Annotated in this window: 20 protein-coding genes and 1 pseudogene; 9 read left to right on the top strand and 12 right to left on the bottom strand. The window is 42.6% G+C overall.

Annotated elements, in window-relative coordinates; translation table 11 throughout:
- Positions 1 to 6 precede the first annotated feature (6 nt).
- Positions 7 to 915 (top strand): AEC family transporter, encoded by a 909-nt coding sequence (locus F7D47_RS02500; RefSeq protein ID WP_006847346.1) that lies wholly within the window; start codon positions 7 to 9, stop codon positions 913 to 915.
- A gap of 132 nt (positions 916 to 1047) precedes the next feature.
- Here F7D47_RS02500 and F7D47_RS02495 read toward each other — a convergent pair whose 3' ends face one another.
- Positions 1048 to 3498 (bottom strand): C10 family peptidase, encoded by a 2451-nt coding sequence (locus F7D47_RS02495; protein ID WP_153086334.1) that lies wholly within the window; start codon positions 3496 to 3498, stop codon positions 1048 to 1050.
- A 273-nt stretch (positions 3499 to 3771) separates the two neighbouring features.
- Between F7D47_RS02495 and F7D47_RS02490 the strand changes: the two genes are divergently transcribed.
- Positions 3772 to 5544, top strand: a complete 1773-nt coding sequence (locus F7D47_RS02490) for a TonB-dependent receptor domain-containing protein (RefSeq protein ID WP_153086335.1) — start codon at positions 3772 to 3774, stop codon at positions 5542 to 5544.
- A 102-nt stretch (positions 5545 to 5646) separates the two neighbouring features.
- Positions 5647 to 6399, top strand: a complete 753-nt coding sequence (locus F7D47_RS02485; protein WP_153086336.1) for a NigD1/NigD2 family lipoprotein — start codon at positions 5647 to 5649, stop codon at positions 6397 to 6399.
- 156 nt (positions 6400 to 6555) lie between these two features.
- On the opposite strand, the gene F7D47_RS02480 is transcribed toward F7D47_RS02485, so the two are convergent.
- Both F7D47_RS02480 and F7D47_RS02475 read right to left on the bottom strand, forming a co-directional pair.
- The gene (locus tag F7D47_RS02480; protein ID WP_153073181.1) at positions 6556 to 6654 is read right to left on the bottom strand and encodes a smalltalk protein; all 99 of its coding nucleotides are present in this window, start codon (positions 6652 to 6654) and stop codon (positions 6556 to 6558) included.
- 74 nt (positions 6655 to 6728) lie between these two features.
- The gene (locus F7D47_RS02475) at positions 6729 to 7295 is read right to left on the bottom strand and encodes an HU family DNA-binding protein (RefSeq protein ID WP_153086337.1); all 567 of its coding nucleotides are present in this window, start codon (positions 7293 to 7295) and stop codon (positions 6729 to 6731) included.
- 1025 nt (positions 7296 to 8320) lie between these two features.
- Here F7D47_RS02475 and F7D47_RS02470 point away from each other — a divergent pair.
- The 5 genes from F7D47_RS02470 (at position 8321) to F7D47_RS02450 (ending at position 10322) form a co-directional block, all read left to right on the top strand.
- The gene (locus tag F7D47_RS02470; RefSeq protein WP_117728104.1) at positions 8321 to 8572 is read left to right on the top strand and encodes a DUF3791 domain-containing protein; all 252 of its coding nucleotides are present in this window, start codon (positions 8321 to 8323) and stop codon (positions 8570 to 8572) included.
- Positions 8569 to 9057 carry a DUF3990 domain-containing protein gene (locus F7D47_RS02465; protein WP_118079320.1) on the top strand — a complete coding sequence of 163 codons (489 nt, stop codon included), beginning with the start codon at positions 8569 to 8571 and terminating at the stop codon, positions 9055 to 9057. Before F7D47_RS02470 ends, F7D47_RS02465 begins: the two co-directional genes overlap by 4 nt.
- Positions 9038 to 9289 (top strand): hypothetical protein, encoded by a 252-nt coding sequence (locus tag F7D47_RS02460; protein ID WP_117588197.1) that lies wholly within the window; start codon positions 9038 to 9040, stop codon positions 9287 to 9289. The genes F7D47_RS02465 and F7D47_RS02460 overlap by 20 nt, the downstream gene beginning before the upstream one ends.
- 384 nt (positions 9290 to 9673) lie before the next feature.
- On the top strand, positions 9674 to 9970 hold the full coding sequence (locus F7D47_RS02455) for a nucleotidyltransferase family protein (protein WP_022121250.1): 297 nt from the start codon (positions 9674 to 9676) through the stop codon (positions 9968 to 9970).
- Positions 9945 to 10322, top strand: coding sequence for a HepT-like ribonuclease domain-containing protein (locus F7D47_RS02450; RefSeq protein ID WP_153086338.1), 378 nt, complete (start codon positions 9945 to 9947; stop codon positions 10320 to 10322). Before F7D47_RS02455 ends, F7D47_RS02450 begins: the two co-directional genes overlap by 26 nt.
- Before the next feature lie 142 nt (positions 10323 to 10464).
- On the opposite strand, the gene F7D47_RS02445 is transcribed toward F7D47_RS02450, so the two are convergent.
- From F7D47_RS02445 to F7D47_RS02430, 4 genes are all read right to left on the bottom strand, one after another.
- Positions 10465 to 10974 (bottom strand): very short patch repair endonuclease, encoded by a 510-nt coding sequence (locus tag F7D47_RS02445; RefSeq protein ID WP_006847330.1) that lies wholly within the window; start codon positions 10972 to 10974, stop codon positions 10465 to 10467.
- Positions 10975 to 11055: 81 nt separating this feature from the next.
- Entirely contained in the window at positions 11056 to 11328 is a 273-nt protein-coding gene (locus F7D47_RS02440) for a hypothetical protein (protein ID WP_153081231.1), read from the bottom strand.
- 340 nt (positions 11329 to 11668) lie between these two features.
- Positions 11669 to 12664, bottom strand: coding sequence for a PDDEXK nuclease domain-containing protein (locus F7D47_RS02435; RefSeq protein ID WP_228113424.1), 996 nt, complete (start codon positions 12662 to 12664; stop codon positions 11669 to 11671).
- A gap of 42 nt (positions 12665 to 12706) precedes the next feature.
- A complete protein-coding gene (locus tag F7D47_RS02430; RefSeq protein ID WP_153081233.1) occupies positions 12707 to 12916 on the bottom strand; it encodes a hypothetical protein in 210 nt (69 codons plus the stop codon).
- Positions 12917 to 13346: 430 nt separating this feature from the next.
- Between F7D47_RS02430 and F7D47_RS15075 the strand changes: the two are divergent.
- Positions 13347 to 13538 (top strand): annotated as a pseudogene (locus F7D47_RS15075) (nucleotidyltransferase family protein); the annotation flags it as partial.
- Positions 13539 to 13553: 15 nt separating this feature from the next.
- On the opposite strand, the gene F7D47_RS02425 reads toward F7D47_RS15075, so the two are convergent.
- Genes F7D47_RS02425 through F7D47_RS02405 form a run of 5 tightly spaced genes read right to left on the bottom strand, consistent with a single transcriptional unit; the run spans position 13554 to position 20993 of the window.
- Complete coding sequence (locus F7D47_RS02425) at positions 13554 to 15647, bottom strand: restriction endonuclease (protein ID WP_228113425.1); 2094 nt, start codon at positions 15645 to 15647, stop codon at positions 13554 to 13556.
- Between the two features lie 39 nt (positions 15648 to 15686).
- The gene (locus F7D47_RS02420) at positions 15687 to 17723 is read right to left on the bottom strand and encodes an AAA family ATPase (RefSeq protein WP_228113426.1); all 2037 of its coding nucleotides are present in this window, start codon (positions 17721 to 17723) and stop codon (positions 15687 to 15689) included.
- Between the two features lie 3 nt (positions 17724 to 17726).
- Positions 17727 to 18797, bottom strand: coding sequence for a protein NO VEIN domain-containing protein (locus F7D47_RS02415; protein WP_153086339.1), 1071 nt, complete (start codon positions 18795 to 18797; stop codon positions 17727 to 17729).
- Complete coding sequence (locus tag F7D47_RS02410; protein ID WP_153086340.1) at positions 18790 to 19869, bottom strand: DNA cytosine methyltransferase; 1080 nt, start codon at positions 19867 to 19869, stop codon at positions 18790 to 18792. The genes F7D47_RS02415 and F7D47_RS02410 overlap by 8 nt, the downstream gene beginning before the upstream one ends.
- Positions 19866 to 20993: a DNA cytosine methyltransferase gene (locus F7D47_RS02405; protein WP_118152069.1), complete on the bottom strand. Its 1128-nt coding sequence runs from the start codon at positions 20991 to 20993 to the stop codon at positions 19866 to 19868. The genes F7D47_RS02410 and F7D47_RS02405 overlap by 4 nt, the downstream gene beginning before the upstream one ends.
- Positions 20994 to 21844 lie beyond the last annotated feature (851 nt).

Genomic DNA, 21844 nt, shown 5'->3' with positions numbered 1-21844 from the left:
GATAAAATGGAGAATTTGGAAGTGATGGTGATACTTTTCATCATCGTGATTTTAGGTTACGTCGCCTGCAAGTTGGGATATATGGGCGACAAGTTTGACAAGAAGTTATCCAGCATGGTGGTAGATATCACCTGTCCCCTGCTGGTGCTCTCGTCAGTAATGGGCGATGAGCTGCCCGACCGCACGCTCATCCTTCCCCTCCTGGGCGTAGGTTTTCTTACCTACATCCTTTTGCTGGTATTCGGTTTCTGGGTGCCGCGTCTCATCACGCGCAATCATGATGACCAGGGCATGATAGGTTTTGCGCTGATGTTTGCCAATGTAGGTTTCATCGGCTACCCTATTGTTTCGAGCATATTCGGTCCGAAGGCCATTTTTTATGCCGCGCTGCTCAACATGCCGAACACCTTTTTTATTTTTACGGCAGGTGTCATGCTCATCAAGGGCGAGTACAGCATCAAGCAGTTCAATCCTAAGGTGCTGTTTTCTCCGGCTCTTCTGGGTGCCTTTGTTGCCGCCCTTCTGGTAGCTTTCGGGGTTCATACGCCTGATATCATTGCGCGTCCGGTAACGATGGTGGGCAACATAACGGTTCCGGCAGCCCTGATGATTATCGGTTCCTCGATGGCTAAGTTGCCGGTGAAGGAGATTATCGGCAGTCCTAAGGTATACCTCTCCTCGTTCTTGCGTCTTGTGGTAGTACCTCTGAGCATTTATTTCCTGTTCAAGGTATGTGGTGTAAGCGATCAGGTCAACGACATCAATACGGTTGTCATTGCGATGCCTGTAGCGAGTTTCGGCACGATGTTCTGTCTGAAATACGGCCGCAATCCTTCGCTCATCACCGAGATGACGTTCATCACCACGGTTGGCAGCATCATCACCATCCCGCTCATCACCCTCCTCTTTTCGTAATGCAGGAAGGGTGAAATGCCTGGTGTACCTGCGTATCTTACTGCAAAAAGAATCCCCTGATGCTACAGAGAGCACCAGGGGATTCTTATCTTTTAATTGTAATAATCAACACTCAACATTCAACACTCAACATTACTTCGCGCTGATTTTCTTGCCATTCTTGATGTATACGCCCTTCTTCATTGCCTCAGTTATGCGGCGGCCGTTCAGGTCGTAAATGGCAGTATTGCCTGGCTTCTTATCCAATGTCACAGAATGGATGCCGGTAGGCTCCAGGTCCTCTACCACATTATCGAAGTACTTAATCCAGTTCTTGGTGTATGGATAAGCATTATACCTCGCCTTACAACCCTCGTAGAGATGCAGCGTGCGGTACAAATCACTGCTCTTGCTAGCAAATACGCACCAGCTGATCCAGCCAGGAGCCGCCTTATGGCGCATATATACATCTGTCAGTTTGAGGCAGTAATTGAATGTATTGCGGCCGAATTCCTCTATCGTCTCTGGCAAGTCAATCTCCTTCAGCTTGGTTGCCGAAAAGGCGTTGGAACCTAACTCTTTTACACCGGCAGGCATCTTGAAATGCTCCAGAAAAGCATTGCCTTCAAATGCATACTTAGGAACCATATCAGCCCTGCTGTCTTCATAAGCAACCACCTTGGCTCCGCTCAGGTCGATGCTCTTGAAATAATGGCTTGCCAGCTCATCAAAGTCGCGCTTGTCAATCTCGCCGTTCACCTTGATATTTCGGTATACAACATAGTCAGGATCTTCGTTGGCAAGTTTTTCCTTCAGCTGCCCGGCTCCTGGCTGATTTACCACCAGTTCCTGCTCCTGATAGTCGCTATAAGTCCTTACCTCGAGATCATAAACCGGCTTCACACCTACGAAATAATTTATGCGCTCTGTGCTGACATTATCCACCAGTTTACCATTCATTATTGCAAAAAACTTTGATATGCCCTCATCCACTGTCAGGTAATAGTAATAACAAGAACCGAGGACAGGCTTGTTTTTATAGAAATTGCTAGGAAGATTATATCCGCCACTAGCTTGCTTAAATGTGGCACCTTTACCCATTTTCGTATTGAGTTCAAATGTGAGAGGCTCATATCCAGTTGCCGGCAAACGCTTTCTCTCAAAGTTTCGGTCGTACAGTTCTATGTATTCCGAAGAACCTTCTTCCTTAGCTAGGATAGCCAGATAATCACCCGGTTCTGCATCCAGTGTAAACTGCAGAGAAAAAGTTGGAGAAATATAATACCTATTAACTGCCAATTTGTCCAATTTCATAGGTTGAGACGATACGATTTCTCGCCTTTCTCCCTTAGCATTCATAAGGGCTACGACGCACTCTCCGGTAAAAACACGGTCACCTGTATTACCGATAGGCATAGAAAAGAGTGTACCTTTCTGACCCTTCTTTACGTCGGTAATATTCATATTCTGTACCTGCATCCGATCTTTATCCTTCACGAATCCGATAGCAGACACTTTCTCCGTACCATCAGAAGGTTCCATGCCGAATACTGCCGATTGACCTACATTATATTTATCGCCCGTTGGTCCTTCTGCGCTTTCCGGATTCAGGGCTCCTATCTGGTAGAAGCCATTACAATAGCCACCCCAGCCCCAGTTTACGCTGAAGCTTTCGTCCTTGTATCCATCAATTACGAAGGCATGACCGCCACCAGCTGGGTCAGAAGCAGCATAGAGCACAGGGCGGTTGGCATCAATCTCCTCGCGCAGTCTGCCGTTCCATGCCTCTGCACCCACATCTTCTATTGCCATCAGATGCGAAAGTTTGCTGTAACCGAAATACTTCTGCAGAGCGGTTACCAGGTCGCCGATATAAGCACCGCTTCCGTCCTTCTTATACTGCATCTCCACTGCCACACCGAGGTCTGCCATCAATCTTGCCACGCCGTCGAAAGCAGCATCGTTGGTGCCGTCATATTTGGCAGGCATGCTTGCCCAGTCATAATCGTGCTCGAAATTGGCTGTCCAGGTCTTGCCGTTCCAGGTATAGGAATGGCTTCCGGTGCCCTTGGCAGGATATCCGTGGTGCTTCATTACGATGGCTCCAGCCGTTGCTACACAGCCTGTTACATAGTTTTTTGGCGTATACTTGTTGAAAGGAGCGTCCTGATTCCATTTCGCAGTATTGAGCAGTTTTTCGCCTGTAAAAGCGGCTCTCGTAGCAGTCTGGTTCGCTACATAATTGTCGCCCAGCGCCGCAATCTGCCGTTCATAGCTCTTCAGCAGGTCTTTCAGTCCGTTAGGCAGATTCTCGGCATCAAATGCTCCCGTTGAGGTATAGCCCAATACTGGCGTTACGGCATCATCACCAGCGATAATGACGAATCCGCCTGCATCGTTGTTAAATACATAGTAAGCATCCGATGGCGATGCAGTAGTAGCCGTGCGGCTCTTCGCCTTCGCCTTCTGCGGCATCTGCTTTCCCCAGAAGCTGTAGGCCTGTTGCTGAGCCTGCCACTGTGTGATTCGCTTGGCTTGCAAAGGAGAGTATCCCAGCGCCAGCAACAATACCAATAGAAATTGAATGTGTAATAGTCGCTTCATAAGTTCTTATCTTTTTAAGGGTTATTATATAATATGTATAGTTCTTAGAAATTTCTTCTTTTGCAAAGATAATGTTTTTTTAAATGCCACGCAAGTTTTATGCCCTCTTTTTTTTGCCCCGTTCCCCACTTTTTTACGCAATGACACCTTTTTTACGCAGTGAACGATAAAAAAATCTCCATTTTTTCGTTATTCCCCGTTTTTTGCCTTATCTTTGCAAAATAAATTTGGCACGAAGAAATCCTTTTTACCAATAAAATAAATTAGAAGAAAATGAAGATAAACAACAGTACGAAGAAAAGCCTGCTCATCATCGCACTCGCGATGGCCAGCACTACTTACCAGACACAGGCCGCCCCGATAGAACATATCGGCGACAGATACATCATGCATATTCCAGAAATGGAACTCACAGGCGAAGAATCACTCCTCGATGTGCTCATGATGTGCCCGGAAGTCATCTCGCTCGACGGCAACAACATCATCGGCGGAGATCCATTCGCCAACCTCTACGGCAAGTTCGTCATCCGTATCGACAACCAGGAATACGGACTCGATTACGCCACCTTCCTCCACCATTTCAAGGCTCGGGAGATTGAAACCATCAAGGTGTGCCAGAACGCCGAAGTGATGAAGGGATGCAGCAGTCTGAAGAAAGTCATCGACATCACCCTGCGCAAGAAGAAGGAGAACGGAACCACCGGCAGATGGGGACTCTTCGGTGATACCTACGGCGGCGCAAAAGGCATCGTCAGCGTCATCAGCCAGCAGGATAAGCTCCGCGTGCTCAGTCATGTAGAAGGCAACTTCCAGCGCACCTCCAGCAGCGATAAGGATGCCTACCAGGGCATCTCAAGCACCACCGTGAACCACTACTCCCACGAGGGCGCCAAGCTCAATCTGCTCTGGACGCCTACCGCGAAGGATGTGCTCGAAATAGATGCGATGCAGACCTATACCCGCAACCATTTCACCCACACCCCAGCCGATTACGTGCGCGCCTACCATCTGCAGGCCGACTATACCCGCACGCTCGCCGACAACGGCTCCAGCATCCTCTTTACCCTCGGTGCCGAGCATATCAGCGACAACGGACGCACGCAGGAAGAAACCCAGACTGCGCCTTATCAGAACCACTCTACCTACCCCTTCATGGTGATAGAATACGCCACTCCGGTCATCACCTCCAATCTCTGGATTACGGCAGGTTTCGAGGGCGGACTCTCCATCGAGAAGAACTGCATCGCCGGTTACACCAACCATTCCAACTATCAGGATTTCTACGCCCAGCTGGATTACAACATCGGCAAGTGGGGATTCATGGCAGGCGACCGCTTCCGCATCATCAACTTCCGTCCTAAGCAGATTGCGCCGGAAGAGCACTGGAAGCATACCACGCGCAACCATATCTACTCGGCGAGCGCCTATTACAGCTTCACACCGGGTCATACCCTGCAGGCCACCTACTGCCGCCGCATCTTCAATCCCGAGTTTGGCGATTTCGTAACCGCGGGCGATATGGAGGGTGCCTGGCAACCGGTTTATACCGCCGATATCGTCAACAGCATGGCGAATGTGGTAGAGCTCAAGCATACCTACAGCCGCCCTGCCTTCGTGCTCAGCACCTCGGTGAAGAACATCCACCAGCACCTGTTCAGTGCCATCCACGACAATACGCTCGGCATCGGCTCCACCGCCTTCTGGCACAAGGGCATCCTTCGCCTCACAGCCGGAGTCAACTACTTCTGGCAGCGCAGCGAAACCCCTTCAGAGGAGGCTCAGCAGCGCAATGCAGAGTACAATCATTTTGCCGTGTTCAAGTTGGCACCGCAGCTCACAATGGCCGATGGCTGGCGCTTTACGGGCAATCTCATCTGGTGTACCCGTCGCCGCAGCGATGCCTACACCCCGGCTAATCTCTATGCCGAGGTAGGTGTATACAAGAATCTGGGCAAGCACTGGACGCTCGAAGGCCGCTTCCACGATATGGCGAGCCAGCACTTCGGCAACCGCGCTGCCACCATCGGCTGCACGTATTATTTTTAATTGAGCTTTTAACAATCTTTTTCTAAATCAGAAGCAAGATTTCTGTTCCTTTCTTATTTTATTATCAGAAAGTGAAACAATAAAAAGAAAGGAACATTATATATGAGAAAAATTGATTTCAAGAAGATCGGGCTGGCAGCGATGATGCTCCTGTCGGCCCTCACATTCCAGTCATGCGATAACGATAACGATACCGACTGGGACCGCGTTTTTCCTAACGCACTGGTAACCGTGAAGAAGAGTGGCGATGCCTGCTATCTGCAGCTCGACGACAACACCACGCTGCTCGCCCAGAACCTGAAACCTACCATCTTTGATGGCAAGGAGGTTCGCGCCCTGGTCAACTACTCCCAGACCTCGGAGAAGAGCGAGAAATACAACCAGGTGGTTCACGTCAACTGGATAGACAGCATCCTGACCAAGAAGCCGGTTCCATCGCTCGGTTCTGATACCGAGAACCGCGAGAAGTATGGCGACGACATGGTAGATATCGTGCGCGACTGGGTAACGGTGGCAGAAGATGGCTATCTCACCCTCCGTTTCCGTGCTCTCTGGGGCGGTCAGAAGGTGCATTACATCAACCTCGTTACGGGTGTGAATCCAAAGAATCCTTACGAGGTAGAGCTTCGCCACAATGCCAATGGCGATCCTCAGAACTACTGGCGAGATGCCCTCGTAGCCTTCAATCTGAACGATGCCCTGCCTGATACCAAAGGCAAGACGGTGAAGCTCACCATCCGCTGGCGTTCCAGCAAGGGCTACAAGAAGGTAGATTTCGACTACTGTTCGCGCAAGCCTATCAGCAGTCCGAAGATGCTCGAAGGATACAGCCAGGCAGGAAGAGATATCCGATAAACGAAGAAAAAGCAGATAAAGCAAAAGCCCCGATGCGTGATGCATCGGGGCTTTTTTTGTTTTCCTTTATGGTAAAGGCTTTTTGGGGGGACCAGCGATGGAATCGCTGGGGACGGGGGCGCAAAGGGGCTAAGGTTCTTTTTACCTTTTTACCTTTTAAATTCCGCTGCAGCTTGTTATACCGAGGGTGGTAGCGATGGCTGTAAGGAAGGAGATTGCAATCTGCAAAATTGTTTTCCAGGTACTTGCTTTCATAATCTTTAATTTTTAATGTTGAGTGTTGAATGTTGAATGTTGACTTGGTTGGGGGTTGCCCTCAGGCGAGGGCTTTATTCAAGCCCGTCGCCGCCTTCCTGAGAGCCGCCTGGCTGCGTACCGCCGCCGGTAGTTCCGGAGCCGCCTTGTTCAGTGCCGCCTTGTTCTGTGCCGCCTTGTTCTGTGCCGCCTGAGGTACCACCAGAGGTGCCACCCTCGTCGGTGCCGGTATAGCCGCCGTACTCCTGAATCTTGCACTTCTTGCGCAGCTCAGAGTTGCTCCAGCTTTTTGTGTTTCTCACAATCAGGTGTACACCCTCTACGCTGGCAGCCGTTACCTTCTCCTTGGTATCCTCCGCCTTCGAAGTCATACCGATGGAGAACAGACCGAGGTCAGAGAGACGCACACTCTTACCGTCGAGAATCAACTCCTGCAGATGGTCGAGAGCATCCATCAGCACACCGTGGATAGTACCTCGGGAGTAAGGCGAACCGTGGTCAGAGATATGGGATACGAATCCCTCGAAATCCACCTCGCGGTCGGTTACCGCAGTGGCATACCACTTTTTCTTACCAGCGTTCTCGCCGCTCTGTGGTGTACGCTGCAACTTACGATACTTCAATGTTCCTTTCTGTTCCATGATCTTAAATTATTAAAGGGTTAATATAAATGTTGAATGTTGAGTGTTGAATGTTGACTTGGTGGGGGTGCGCTTTGTCGAGTGCAGCCTTTCTTGAATCACGATGCAAAGGTACGGCAATTTTCTAATACTACCAAATTTCACCCTGCAGAGTTGTGTTAAACGAATTTAACACTTCGAGCGTATCTGGTTAATCTTGCCAACTCATAATTTATCGGGCGAGAAAACTATGTGATGTAAAAAGTTTCTCTATGCTTTCTCATCCCGAAAACAGCAGGAAGCAAGAAATCCATCATCAACCACCGAACCCATTTTCACCTCCAAAGTGTGACAGTTGTGACAGTTGTGACAGTTTTCAGCGCCTACCCCCCACCTCCCTCTCTTTAGAGGTAACTTATAATATATATAAATATATATATAATAAGTTAAATATAATAATAACAATTTGAAAGCAGTCCGATTTCATATACCCCTCCCCTGAAAACTGTCACAACTGTCACAACTGTCACAACTGTAACGCTCCCTCAATCCTTCTCCCTCCATCCTATTTTATAAAGAAAAGAGAAATCACCCTACCCCCCTGGAGGTTATTAGGGAGATACGCTCATGCCCATAGGGGGTGCTGCTGAGTAGTTACTTCATTTTTCATCCTTTAAAATCAGTTAAAAAATAGGTGTTCCCCATAAAATGTGCAAAAACATGATAGGATTCCCACATAAAATGTGTATATTTGCAGCGTTATTCCCTCATAAAATGTGGGGTAATAGATGATTATTCCCTCATAAAATGTGATTTTAAGCTACGGATTATGGAAAGATTAGCTATCAATGAACTTCTGAAATGGAAGAATAAATTGGGTTACAAACGTACCGCTCTATGCGGTAAATGGTCTCGAATTTTATTCGATACAAAATGAATCTTTTCTCACGAAAACACAAAAGAAATCCCTTAAAAACTTGCATAAAAGAGAAATATTGCTTATTTTTGCATTATCTTTGCAGGAATTAAGAGGAAAGGACGAAAATATGAAACAAGAAAACAACAGAATACAATTACCCCTAGAAGAAATCAAGCTCGCATTCGCTGCTTCATGCGTTGAGGGAGCTGCAAGAAAGCTCGGGGTACCATATATTGAAATATACGAAAGAATGAGAAAGGTTGATTTAATCAACAAGTTCATTCTGCCCCACTACGATACGCTCCACACCGAAAGTCGAGAGTATCTTATAGAAGATATCATTGAGTGTCTAACTAATTGGGAGAAGAAAGACAGATGAAAATAACTGTTTATCATGGAGCTACAGAAATTATAGAAGCTCCACTTAATCATGTTGGAAGACCAAGGTTAGACTTTGGCCAAGGCTTCTATGTAACCGATTTAAAGAATCAGGCAATCAAATGGGCTAAAACCATAGCCGAAAAAAGAGCAGCACAACCCCTACTCAATATCTACACTCTGGATAGGGATGCTATTCTCGCAGAAGCTCGCTGCAAGATATTTACCGCATACGATAAAGACTGGCTAGACTTCATCGTGGGCAACAGACGGGGCGAAAACCCTGCCAGAGATTACGATTATGTAGAAGGAGGTATCGCTAACGACCGAGTAATCGATACCGTAAACCTATACATGACAGGTTTTTACGATGCAGAATCAGCCCTACAGCAGTTAATATTTCATAAGCCCAACAATCAGATTTGCTTACTCAATCAAACTCTCATCAATAAATACTTAGTATATAATGGAACAGAAAAAATATAAACAGATCAACACAAAGACGCCTGAGATTCAAGAAATGATTCTAAGCTATCAGATAGGTGGCGTAGCATACGAACTGTCACAGCGTCTGGAAATATCTCCAGCTCTGGCTCTCGATCTCTTCTATCGCAGCAAGACCTGTGCCCAACTCCACGATAAGCGCACCGGCCTGTATCTCATGAGCAATGGCTACATCGCCGATGATTTCATTTACGAGAAGCAGAGAGGGTACTAAGCCGCATTTTTATATCTGAGATACCTTGCCCCACACGCCCTGAAGGGGCAGAAGCCCCTAGCCCAGGGTAACACCCTGGGTATAAGCGCAATCAGCCTTGCGCCCTGTAAGGGAAAAAGCTTCGTAGCAGGAATGCAGATAGAAAGTGAATTCAACCAACGATTTCATTTAAAAGCGAAGAATTTCCCACTTTCTTAGAATCATTCTATCAAAAACCTCATAAATCGTGTAATAATTCATAAAAAGAAGGTTTTTACTTGGTAGTTTCAGGTTTTTATTTTATCTTTGCAGAAGATAGGCTGCATCTCGGCAAAACATTCAAGCAAGCTTGATGTTCTGCACTCGATTTGCACTATCTTTGCGGTAGAAACAAAAACGATAATTATGAAGTCAAGGGAATATTATATATCACTCATCACTTCTCATGCCGAAGAGCTAAAAAAGAACTTTGGCATTAAATCATTACGCCTTTTCGGTTCTGTGTCTAGAAACGAACAGAAAGAAGGTAGTGACGTTGATATATGCGTAGATATGGAACCGAAAATGTTCCTTGTAGTAAGACTGAAACGTTTTCTAGAAAACCTGCTGGAATGTTCTGTTGACATTGTAAGATTGCACAAGCATATCAATCCATTCCTCCTTAAAGAAATAGAACATGACGGAATATACATCATCAAATAGAATTATTGGAACCTTAATACAAATTAAGGAAGCCATTAAACAATTGCAAGATTGGAACAAAGATGTACAGACTGTTGACGATTACTATTGTACACCAGAAAGAATGAAGAATCTTGCAGCTAGCTGTATGCTTATCGAAGCAATTGGAGAGGGAGTTAAACAAATTGACAGATTAACTCAATCTCGCCTACTAAATGAGCGCCCAGAAATACCATGGCAAGATGTTATTGGCATTCGCAACCATATAGCACATGGCTATTTTGATATTGATGGAGACATCGTGTTCGACGTCATCAAGAATAATCTCGATGACTTACTAGCAGCTATAAATTATTTTATATCAAAATTCTGAAATCAGTGCTGCTCTAGTCACTTCCCCTCACACGCCCTGAAGGGGCAGAAGCTCCTAGCCCAGGGCATCACCCTGGGTATAAGCGCAATCCGCCTTGCGCCCTGTAGGGGCAAAAGCCTTTAAAAATCCGTGAAATCCCTGCCTATTCCTCCCGTCTTTCCGCCTCCGGCTCCGCCACCATTTCCGGCACTTCTTCCGGCAATTCATATCTTCTGATATGATGATCTTCCAGATAGATATGGTTCAGCGTAAAGGCGAGCGACTCCAGCGTCTTCTCCCTTACCGCCGGCTTCAGTTCACATTCCCATATCACGATGGTATGCCATCCCATTTCAGCCAGCCGGTGCAGCACCTCATGGTCCCTCTCCCGGTTCCTCCTGATCTTCTCCATCCAGAACCCGGTGTTCGATTTCGGCACCACATAATACTTGCACCCCTCATGTCCGTGCCAGAAGCACCCGTTCACCAGAATACAGGTGCGATATTTCCTCAGCACGATGTCCGGCTTGCCCGGCAACCGCGGATGATTGAGCCGATACCTGAATCCCCTACTCCACAGAAATTTCCTGACAAGAATCTCCGGTTTTGTATCCCTGCCCCTTATTGCCGCCATGTTGTTGTGGCGCTGTTCTATGGTCAAACGATCCGACATACTCTTTATTTACAAAGACTTCTTTTAACGTAACTTAGAAACAAAAACGAGGTCACTCTTACCAATAACCTCGTTCAAATATTAGTTGAGTTTTAAAATATCCTCCTTGGCAAGCCCTGTATATCTTGCGATTTTATCAATAGGCTCGTTTTCCATCAGCATATTCTTAGCTACTTCAATTTTAGCCTCTATGATAGCTCCTTTATAAGCTGCAATATGGTCACGCATCACCTTGATTGCATCATCATATTTCTCTTGATCTTCCTTGCAGAGTGCAGTAATGTCCTCTATCGCAGCAAGTTTCTGGAAGAGTTCATTTTCTGCCAAAGAAGGTATTTTGTCCAATATACTCATATTATTTAATTCTATTAAAAGAAACAATTCTTATATCAATTAACACCATTCATTGGCAAAATTAATCTTTTCTCATGAAAACACAAAAGAAAAAGCCCAAAAACTTGCAGAAAAGAGAAATATTGCTTATTTTTGCAGCAAATAAAAAGAAAGAACGATGGCAAAGGAAAATATAAGCTTAAATGTTCCGCAAGCTGCGGACGATTTCAAGATGCTTTTTCCCATTCCTTGGGATCATCATCGCCGTTCCACGCTCCCTACTGTGCAGAGTGACTTAGCGCAACAGATAACAAAAGACCCTTATCAGATCATACAAGGAACCGATGGGAATATCAGAATATCAACTATCCAAACTCTTTCCGAAAGACTTTAAGTCTTCTATGCCGACTAAAAGGTTCGACCACTTTAAAGCGGATTTGCAATCCGCAGCCGTAGGCTTCTTTTTTATATGATTTACAGCACTTATATACATCCCCAACTGTCCCAAATGTTCAGCTTTGAATTTTGTAATCTTCAGTTCTACGACAACATAACAGCGCAGTTCCAAGTGATAGAAAAGCAAGTCGGGATATACAGTGTCTCCCCCTACTTGTAGAGGAACTTGACTTCCAACAAAAGCAAAACCTGTACCCAATTCAAGCAAAAAGCGTGTTACATTTTGGGTAAGTCCTTGCTCCAATTCTCGCTCCCGATACTCACCGTCAAGTGTGAGGAAATCGAAATTATAAGGGTCTTTCAATGTTTGTGCTGCTAATTCGCTTTGAGAATCCGCCAGCAGATTGTTAAAGTTATTCACAGCCTTTCCCTGTCGCTCATACAGATTAGTGTCAAGGAAATTAAGCAGAACAGCACGACTCCAACCATTTTCTACAGTCTTATTCAGATAGAACACAGCACGGTTAACATCCTTACATTGCGATATGATATACAGATGATGCCCCCAAGGAACGGAGAAGAATACGTCCTCGTTTATTTGGGCAACAGGTTGTTGCCCATGTCCTTTTTGTAATTGTGCAACAACTTGTTGCACAATTATATTTCCTTGATTATAAAAGAGATACCATTGCCTAATGTATTGTAGATTCCTGTATGAAAGCCCTTTCATATCTGGAAACTCCGCCATAAGTTCACGGCTCAATTCTTTGAGCCAGCCATCGCCCCAAGATGCAGATTTCTGCTTTTCACAGATGTCTGCACCCATACGCCAATAAAGGCGGAGCAATTCTGTGTTAACCTTGATTGCCGCCTTAACCTGTGCATGGCGTATATCTTTCTTCAACTGCGAAACCCAACTTTTGAACTCGCTGTTTCCTGCCAATGTCATATTTCCTGCCATATTCTATGTCTTTTTTAATGATCGATTTGAGCATTTCCGTATTCACTTTGGCAAATCCATATTATTGATTTCGTCAAGTCTTTTCTGGTCAAGCACGCCCGAATCCCAAAGTTCATTCAGAGATTCATCCATTTTCTTTGAATAATAAGAATACAACAATTCCTTCAATTCTTCCAAACCTTGCTGAGAATCATCTACTTGAAACATTTGCAAGAGGTGTACTTGTGTACTATTCAATACCGTTGCTGCCATAACCTTTACATTAAAACGTTCTACATTTTTCTGCAAATTTACATTTTTCCTTTGAAAACGCAAAGAAAAAGCCCAAAAACTTGCAGAAAAGAGAAATATTTCATATATTTGCAGAAGAAAAGCTGCACTCGGCAATTTGAAAGCAAGCTTTCATTGCACTCGTTTGCATTTTCTTTGCATAAGAAAAGCTGCACTCGGCAATTTGAAAGCAGCTTTCATTGTGCTCGTTTGCATTACAAACATTTTAAATTATATAATTATGTTAGGAACTGAACTTCCGCATGTGGTTCAGGCACGGGCTGAAGGCCCAGAAGTTCCTAGCCCAGGGTAACACCCTGGGTATAAGCGCAATCCGCCTTGCGCCCTGTAGGGGCAAAAGCCTTAAAAAAAAGGATATTAAGAATGAAAACAAGGGAAGGCGAGAAACCAGCACCACGATGGCAGCGATGTAGATATCTATGTAGAAATGCCCCCTAAGTTTTTCCTGATAGTCCGGCTGAAAGCATACCTTGAAGACCTTCTGGGCTGCCCTGTCGATATTATCCGGAAGCACCAGCACCTCAATCCCTTCCTGCTCAGGGAAATTGAGAGAGATGGGATTGAAGTGATAGCAGAGCAATAGATGCGATAAACTACCTTATCTTACATTCATCAAATCCTGCAATGAGACGATAGTTTTCGTCTCACACTCAGCAACCTCCCTGAAACCGAAACCAAAGCTCTGGTAATCTGTCAGCGACAGGGCTAAAATCAGTTTATCATCCTTTATTCTCAGTCTGGAATTTGTCACCCTATAATATCCTTCAGATGCATTCTCAACTATAAACATAAAATAGTCGATAGAATCTATCTTGAACATACCTTTATTGATGTCCAGAGGGATTTCTATAGAGAATCTATTATGCTCATAATCGTCATAAGCATCTCTTTCGACAGCTAATACAAATACATTTTCAGCTCTATATACCAGTCTCTTTTGAGGGATAACATCCTTAACATGCTCATAAACACCTTCTTCAGGCAAGACTTCATGCGGGTCGGTACCCAGACTGCACTCCTTTACGGTAAAATTCTTCCTGAGTTCGGAAAGCAGTTCTTCATTGTTTTTTTCATCGTTTTTATCGAGAGCAAGAGAGAAGATGTTTTCTTCCTCAAATGGAGTATATACCTTACCCAGCACCTGCCTGAAATGTGTTTCTACATATTCTTTTACATTTACAGACGGAAGCGGACGCATGGCATAGAAGCTGAAATCCTGTTGGAGCCAGTTTCGTATCTCAGCACAGAATTTTGCCCTGATATTCTCCTTCCATTGCTGCTGTTCTCCCCTATTATTTCTTGCATAGAGCGAGAGAACAAACAGGAAGTTTACATCGTAATGGAACAGAAGCAGCGTATCACGGTCAAACAATCTGTTCTGAAACTGCTTGGAAATGTATCTGTTGTTCTTTCTGTCAGTTTCCTTAATACCGTCTATGGCATAGCGAAACTTTTCGTCCATAGTAGCAGAAATGAAGAAGTTAGGAATGATGTTATATCCTTCTGTTTCATCATCACGAAGCTTAATGCCGGATTCAGGCTTTCTGCCGCTGTTGAAGATATCCAGGTTCCACTGTATCACGTTTCTCGCATAGGTGTATTGCTTATAAATGGACTCCTTCCCGAGTTCGTTGCCCATCTTATAATACTTACTGTCACCGATATAATAAGTATTGCTTGATTCGTCATTAATCAAGCTCTTCGCCGTAAAGAGGTGGTCCACTATCTTGCCGTCTTCCTGTTTCTTGTCCATTCCGTCAGGCAGCGGATTATCGCCCACCAAGGCATCAATAATCGCCTCAAACACGATATGAAAACTCTTGACAAGCAGATACTCTTTCTGACTGGTATTTACATATATATGATGTGACTTGTCGAAGAAAGCATAGCAGAGCTTCCAAAGCTGCAACGCCTTGTCAGAGAAATACTTATACTTAATCTGGTTCAAGCGTACTTTGCCGTATCCGCTTCTGTATTTCTCAAACTGTTTGCCCTTTATCAGGTCAAAATTGCAGTTTATTTCTTTAGGAAATCCGTATGTATCGCCAATATAGTTGAGAATCGAGAAGAAGATGACAAGCAGTTCTTCATCGAAGTTAATCTTGCGTTTCTTGTTGACAGGGTTTAAGTAGATAGCATCCCCTCCCTGGATGATAGCAGAAGTAGTACTGATAGTGCGGGTCCAGTTTATCTTGTTCAAGCCTGAATGGAGGTTCTTCAGCACGAAGAAGAAGAAACTTTTATTGTCCTTATTAAACTGGATTAGCGACAGAAGAATATCAAGGAATGTATTGCTCTTTCGCTTGCTGCTACCACCCACCTGATTAATCATTTTCTGATAAACAATAGTCGAGTCGTTGCTCTTGTCGTTCTTATATACAACGATGGCTCTATATATCCATACAGCAAAGCCATAGAGGAAATCACGCTCCTCTTTTGTCAGTTTTTCCTGACCTTCAGGGTTGATAATATCGTATGGCTGGTACTTGCCAAAAGCAAGTTCCTTGCCATCCACATCACGCAGCAATACTTTAGGAAGAATAAACACGCAGTCTCCTAATAGGGGATTATAATAATACCCTACATAATGGATGGACACCTTGCCCTCTACGTTCTCCATTGGATCGATGCCGTATAATACATCGTGCACATCAGATACATTGTATTGATATTCTTCTATCAGGATTCTCATTTTCCTACTTTTTAAATCGATTATTTGCAGACAAAAGTCTTATTCATAACATACTTTCAGCTGCAAGTCTAAGCGGTTATCCAACAGCATTACCATGCGGTACATAGTGATGTTGTTAATACCCTTAACAATGAAACAATCGCCCTCCTGGATATAACTATATTCAGGTTTATTCAATATAGCCTCATATTTACTCTTTGTTACCAAAGGTGTATGAAGACGATGATACTTCATTTCTGCCGCAATTTTCTCCACCTGTTCTATTCCGATTTTAGAAAGCGTCTTATGATAGGTATCAAACTTATTATTCTCGTTTATTACGGTTCCGTCAGGGAATTCAACAGAAAACACTTTAGAAGTTTTTGGAAGTTTCTTATCGCCTTCGGTTTCAAATCCCTCTTCGCTGTTGTCTTCATCAGCTTCAGAATCAGGTTCCAAATTCAAGTTACTCAGGAATTTTACGATTTTTGTCCCATTCACTTTGACCTGATTATTTTCTACAGAGTAGAACTTGTCAAATGAGAGTTTTTCTCCATCCTCATCTTTAAAGGTATCTCCCTCAAATTCAGAGTCTTTAAACACATCGTTCCAAAGATAGAAGATAACCTTGCTGACAAATTTTTCGGCACTTATCACACCGTCATTAGCCTTGCAGAAGAAGTAACCCATCTTCTTGTCTTCAGAATAGGTTGCATGGTAAACTTTGTTATTAATAGCCTCAAGGAATTTCCACCAATCATACTGAGCACCGTTCACTTCAATCATCCAGTTCTTACCAGCATCACTTATTGGCACATAATTCCAGTCCCAACGGCGCTTGAAGGCAGAATCTATCGGGAAGAGGCTCTGGTCGCTGGTATTCATGGTTGCCCAGATATAGAGGTTGTTAGGAAGCAACAGGATGTCACCAGCCAACACTTGGGCAACAATATCCTTATCGCCTTTAAACAGAGCGTTAATACCCTCCTTATTCTTGATTTCCAGTCCTTCAAATTCTTTTTCGAGCAGTTTCTTCATGTCAGAATCAGCCTTGATAGGATATTCAGAGAATCCTTCATCGCCACGGTCGAGTAACTGGAAGAGATCACCGAAAATCTGGGCGCAGTTGCCTCGGTTAATCTCTTCTATAACCAGGAATTCGTCCATAGGCTCTTCGCCCTCTTGTACGTCACAATACTTCCTCCATGCCGCAACGTATGCCTGTAAAAAGGCCTGACTCACATACTCGTAGACGATTTTATCCTCCATTATTTCCTTGCCGTTTTTATCCCTTACAGGAACGGCTTCAGTACCAATAACAGTTATTACCGGTACAGGCTTAGTGGTAGGCTTATATGCGCCTACAAAAGTGGAATAGTCGGTATCAGGATGGAATGTTGTTCGGATAACATCCTTGCCCGCTGTAAGCTCGTTTATAGCGTGACTCTTGCCGGTGCCAGGGGCACCGTAGAAGATTTGCTGGAGAGGAATCAAACAATTATTATTACTCAATATCTCCTCAACATCATCTTCTTTCCCATCATTATATGGCGTTGTTACATTTTTAATCTCAATATCAAATATTCCATCTTCTGCTTTTTTTATATGCAGTTCAGAATATTCCCCTGCCATATAATTACGAACAGTAAACTTCGCTTTGCGTTCTTCACCTGTACTATCTAGATAAACGACATCCTGCATCAAGCCATTAAAATAGAAACGATTATCAATTTTTCCATTTTTTTGAACAACATTTTTACGAGCATTCCAGACCTGTGTTATTGTATCTACAGACTTCCCATCTACTTTAAACAAAGCATCAAGTATAGCCAATTGGTCTATAACAAACTTACTAGAATACTCAATAATGCAATGCGTGGCTGACTGATCGAATTTTCTTGGTAAAATTGAAGCTATAAACAATATAGCCTGTGAAAGATTTTCTTTAAAAAATCTTACCGTAACATGTTCGCCAGCACCTTCAAAAAAAGCATAATGCTCATTATCCAAGAACAAATCTGTATTCTTGGCATCACCAGCATTTGGATGCCTATAGCTGGCATTTGTATCATTTATATGTTTTACAATCTCATCCATTTCTTAGAGTTTTATTGATTCCTGTATCATACTAAAGCAATCTACTGGAGAAACTGCAATGTTTAAATCTATAAGTTTCGTCTTACTCTCAACAATAGCAGCATTAAGCTTTTGAATATTATTATTCATCTCCTTCATATAAGGCAAGCACTGTGTGCATATCTTCAGATTAGCAGAAGATTCAGACATATCAAATACTCTATAAACGGAATAATTAGTATCAGTATTCAATAGATTAGCAAATTCAACCTCTTGATTGCTGAAAACAATATTCTGGCTGAAACCAAATCTTGTTGACTTAACATCAACATACTGATGTATATCAGAAGTTCCATTCAAAATAAAATCGTATGGCAAACCAGATTCTCTGCTCTTATTCATCCATTCAAAAGAATCTAATTCCTTGGCAGATTTTAATCTTTCTAGATACTCATTTACCAATTCTTCACCTTGCTTACCTACTAAAGCAATATGCTTTTTTGCCTTATCTAAATCAAACGGTTTATATTTTTTACATACAGCACCCGTTTGAGAGATGATTTCTATCTCCTTTTGAATATCAATACTAGAGTTGTTTATCTTACTCACCATGATATTCTTTAAACCAGCATAAGCCTTATCCTCATCTTTAATGATGCGAACATTATCCTTAACCAAGGTCTTGATAATAGCAAAATCTTCAGAATGACTATTGATAAGCCAAAATACCAAATCTTTATTTTCTAATCCAGACCAAAGGAGATACCAATCTGCACTCTTATCTTCCAAGGCAAACTCTCTAATTTTTGAGACAACGGATTCTTCACCAACTCCCCCTTTTCGTATTTTAGGACTTCTATAAGTTCCATCAGGATTTTTAATTCTGTCAAAATAACAATCCAGTATTTGACAGTAATCCCCATAAACTAACATTGCCGTAGTAACGACATTATCTCCTAAGAATTGAAGGACATCTTCAAATAACCCAATATGAGTCTGATTACTTGACTCACTTGTACCCAATTCTACGCCGCTTAATTTCTTTAAGCCGATGCGCTTTTCAATATCAAAAAAGAAGAAAAACATATCATTCATGAATTATATTGTTTATGATAAGATAATACAAAACTGCATAAATAGTATTTACGCTAACAGCATTTCCTGCTTGCTTATACAGAGAGCCATCAGCAACACCTGCATTACGACCATTTAGTGCAAAACTTGCAGGAAAACCCTGCAACATAAATGCTTCTTCTGGCGTTATTTTACGAATTGGCAATTTTGCCAGTTCTTCTTTTGTCATCGTTTCTACAGGATTTATTTCTCCTTGAGAATCTATGAAATCTTGACTATAATAGTTATCTTGACAAGCTCTATGCATTTTGTGCATTGTAGCTGTCAGAGGTCTAGCTATTCTCATATTTATATCTGAACGAGATTTGAAATTAGCTGACCCATCAGCCAATATGGTTGGTTTGATTTTTTCAGATAAAAAGTATTTTTGATTAACATTTCTCTGAAGTAAATCATTAACTGTTTCATAATGACTAACACTTAAATTAGCATATACATTCTCAAAAGTCTCAGCAACATTTGCACTAGAAAACATATCCTCGAAGTTGTCGGGAAGAGGTTCTGTTGTGGCAAATATCAAAAGTCTATTCCGAGTTTGAGGAAGATGAAAATTTGCAGTATTGAAGACTGCACTAAACACCCTATATCCTAACAATTCTAATTCTTCATTAATTCTATTATAGGTTCTCCCTTGGTCGTGATTTCTTAGATTCTTTACATTTTCAAGCAAGACATATCGAGGTCTTCTTGCTGCAAGAATGTCTATAATACGGAAAAACATCTGTCCTCTATCCTCATTGAACCCAGCCTGCTTTCCCATCATACTAAATGTTTGACATGGGAATCCACCTGTTATCAGATCGAAGTCTGGCAAATTTTCTATATTCTCTGGATTTTTAGTAAATTCAACAATATCCCCCATTGCAACTTCCTCATCCTGCTCTGGCCTGTAATTAGCACAATATGTTTTCACTGCCTTAGGATCTATTTCAGAATAGCCTACGCAGTGAAAATTCATAATATGGTCTTGCGTCAGAAGATCCATAGCTCTTCTAAAACCGCCTATACCTGCAAATAATTCAAGATGTCTCATTTTATAAATTTCATAATGCCATCACCAATAGCTTTGGCAAGTTTTACAGGAACTGCGTTCCCAACCTGTGCATACCACATATTCTGAGAACCAGTTATCACATAATCATCTGGGAAAGTCTGGATACGTGCAGCCTCCCGAGGACTCAAACCTCTTGCATCCCATGGATGTATATACATATTACAATCAAACCTCATGTGAGAAGTTATCGTCTTGCAAATTTGCGTTTCATCCAATTTGAAATATTTATCCTTAAAAATACCATTTCTTCTTTTATAAGGCATAATATCTGCTATTGACTCATGCAAAGAATTTGCTCCTTGCGGCAACCGCCTATATATCTCTATATCACGCTCATTATTATATCTATTCTTGTGGTTATAGAGTTTCTTAATATCTTTTTCTCCATTAATAAACTTATAAAAGTCATTATGAATATATGTAAAATCACATTCTGTAAAACCAGACTCTGCGCACTCTATTCCCTTCGAACCTTTTTCTTTTTTGGCGACAAGATGTGGTAATCCATCTAAGGCGTCTTTCAACACAAATGGTTTTCGTTTATGTTTATATATCTCTTCAAAAATTAATTTGGGAGAAATATTAACTCTATTACCTATCATTATAAAACGTTCCCTATTTTGAGGAACACCATAATCTTGCGCTTTTACAAGAGCATAATCAAATTGATATTCTTCTCCCAGATACTCTTTAAAATTTTCTTTAATTTCTTCAATTTTGTTCATCATTCCCTTTACATTCTCCATTATAAAGAACTTTGGTCGAACATTCTGCAAGAAAATCAGATATTGTTTATAAAGAGAATTACGTGGATCATCTAATATGCGTTGTCGGTTTGCCATAGAAAATCCTTGGCAAGGAGGTCCTCCGCAGACTAAGGTTATATCTGATAACAAATTCTTATACTCATCAAGATGCTGATTGAGGTCAGCTATATCACCAACAAAGTAATGATCATCACTCAATTCATGATTATACTTGTAGGTATTACAAAACTGCTCTACGATTTCGTTTACAAACCATGGAGTAAAGCCAGCTTGCTGCAATCCAAGACTAAGACCGCCACAACCAGCAAATAAGTCTACAAATTTATATTGCTTCATTTCTATTTCATCTTTATTATCTACCTCTTCTAAGAAGATTATGAATATACAAAAATAAGCATTTTTTTTCGTATATAATCAAAAGCATATTCCTTTTCAGGACTTTTCAGGACTTTCTTGCTACTTGATTATAGATTTTATAAAAAATAAGTTTTAAAATCACTCTATTTTTTTGGAAATCCCTACAAATATTCATATCTTTGCATCACCAACAAGCATATCGCAACATGAAAAAGAAAAAGGATGAATCGACGAGCAAAGCCTGAGATTCGGGTCGCCATATAAAGCTTTTGCCCCTACAGGGCGCCAGGCGTGCGGACATGAATACCCAGGGCGAATGCCCTGGGCTAGGAGCTTCTGCCCCTTCAGGGCGTGAGGGGAATTGCAGGGATGCGTGAAGGGTATTGCAGGGATGCGTGAAGGGTATTGCAGGGATGCGTGAAAGGAATTGCAGGGATGCGTGAGGGGGAATGGCGTTTAATCTGTTAAAAACATCACACGTATGTATAATAAACATTAAATTAAAGTGAGCGTCATAACGCTCAATTTTTATTTGGTTATTTGAATGTTTTTTATTACCTTTGCACGAAATTTTGAAATTATGAAAAAAATGAAGCATATTAACAGCAATCACCTCGACTTTATGAAGAAAAGGTGTTTCGGAAGCTTAGGAGAACTCCTAAGCGAGCTGTGGTATGCTATAATTATTAACAATCGGTCGAGATGCCAGGTATCTGCGACCAAGTATCAACTTAATGCCATATCAACAACCAGAAAGTAAACACAACCTTACCCGCCCCCACACCTTACGATAGTAGGCGCTCGGCAGCCTCCAGCGGCTTACGCTAAAA

Origin of the sequence: Segatella copri, assembly GCF_009494835.1 — a bacterium.
In the GTDB taxonomy this organism is placed as follows: Bacteria; Bacteroidota; Bacteroidia; order Bacteroidales; family Bacteroidaceae; genus Prevotella; species Prevotella copri_F.
This window is presented reverse-complemented; position numbering and strand designations above follow the sequence as displayed.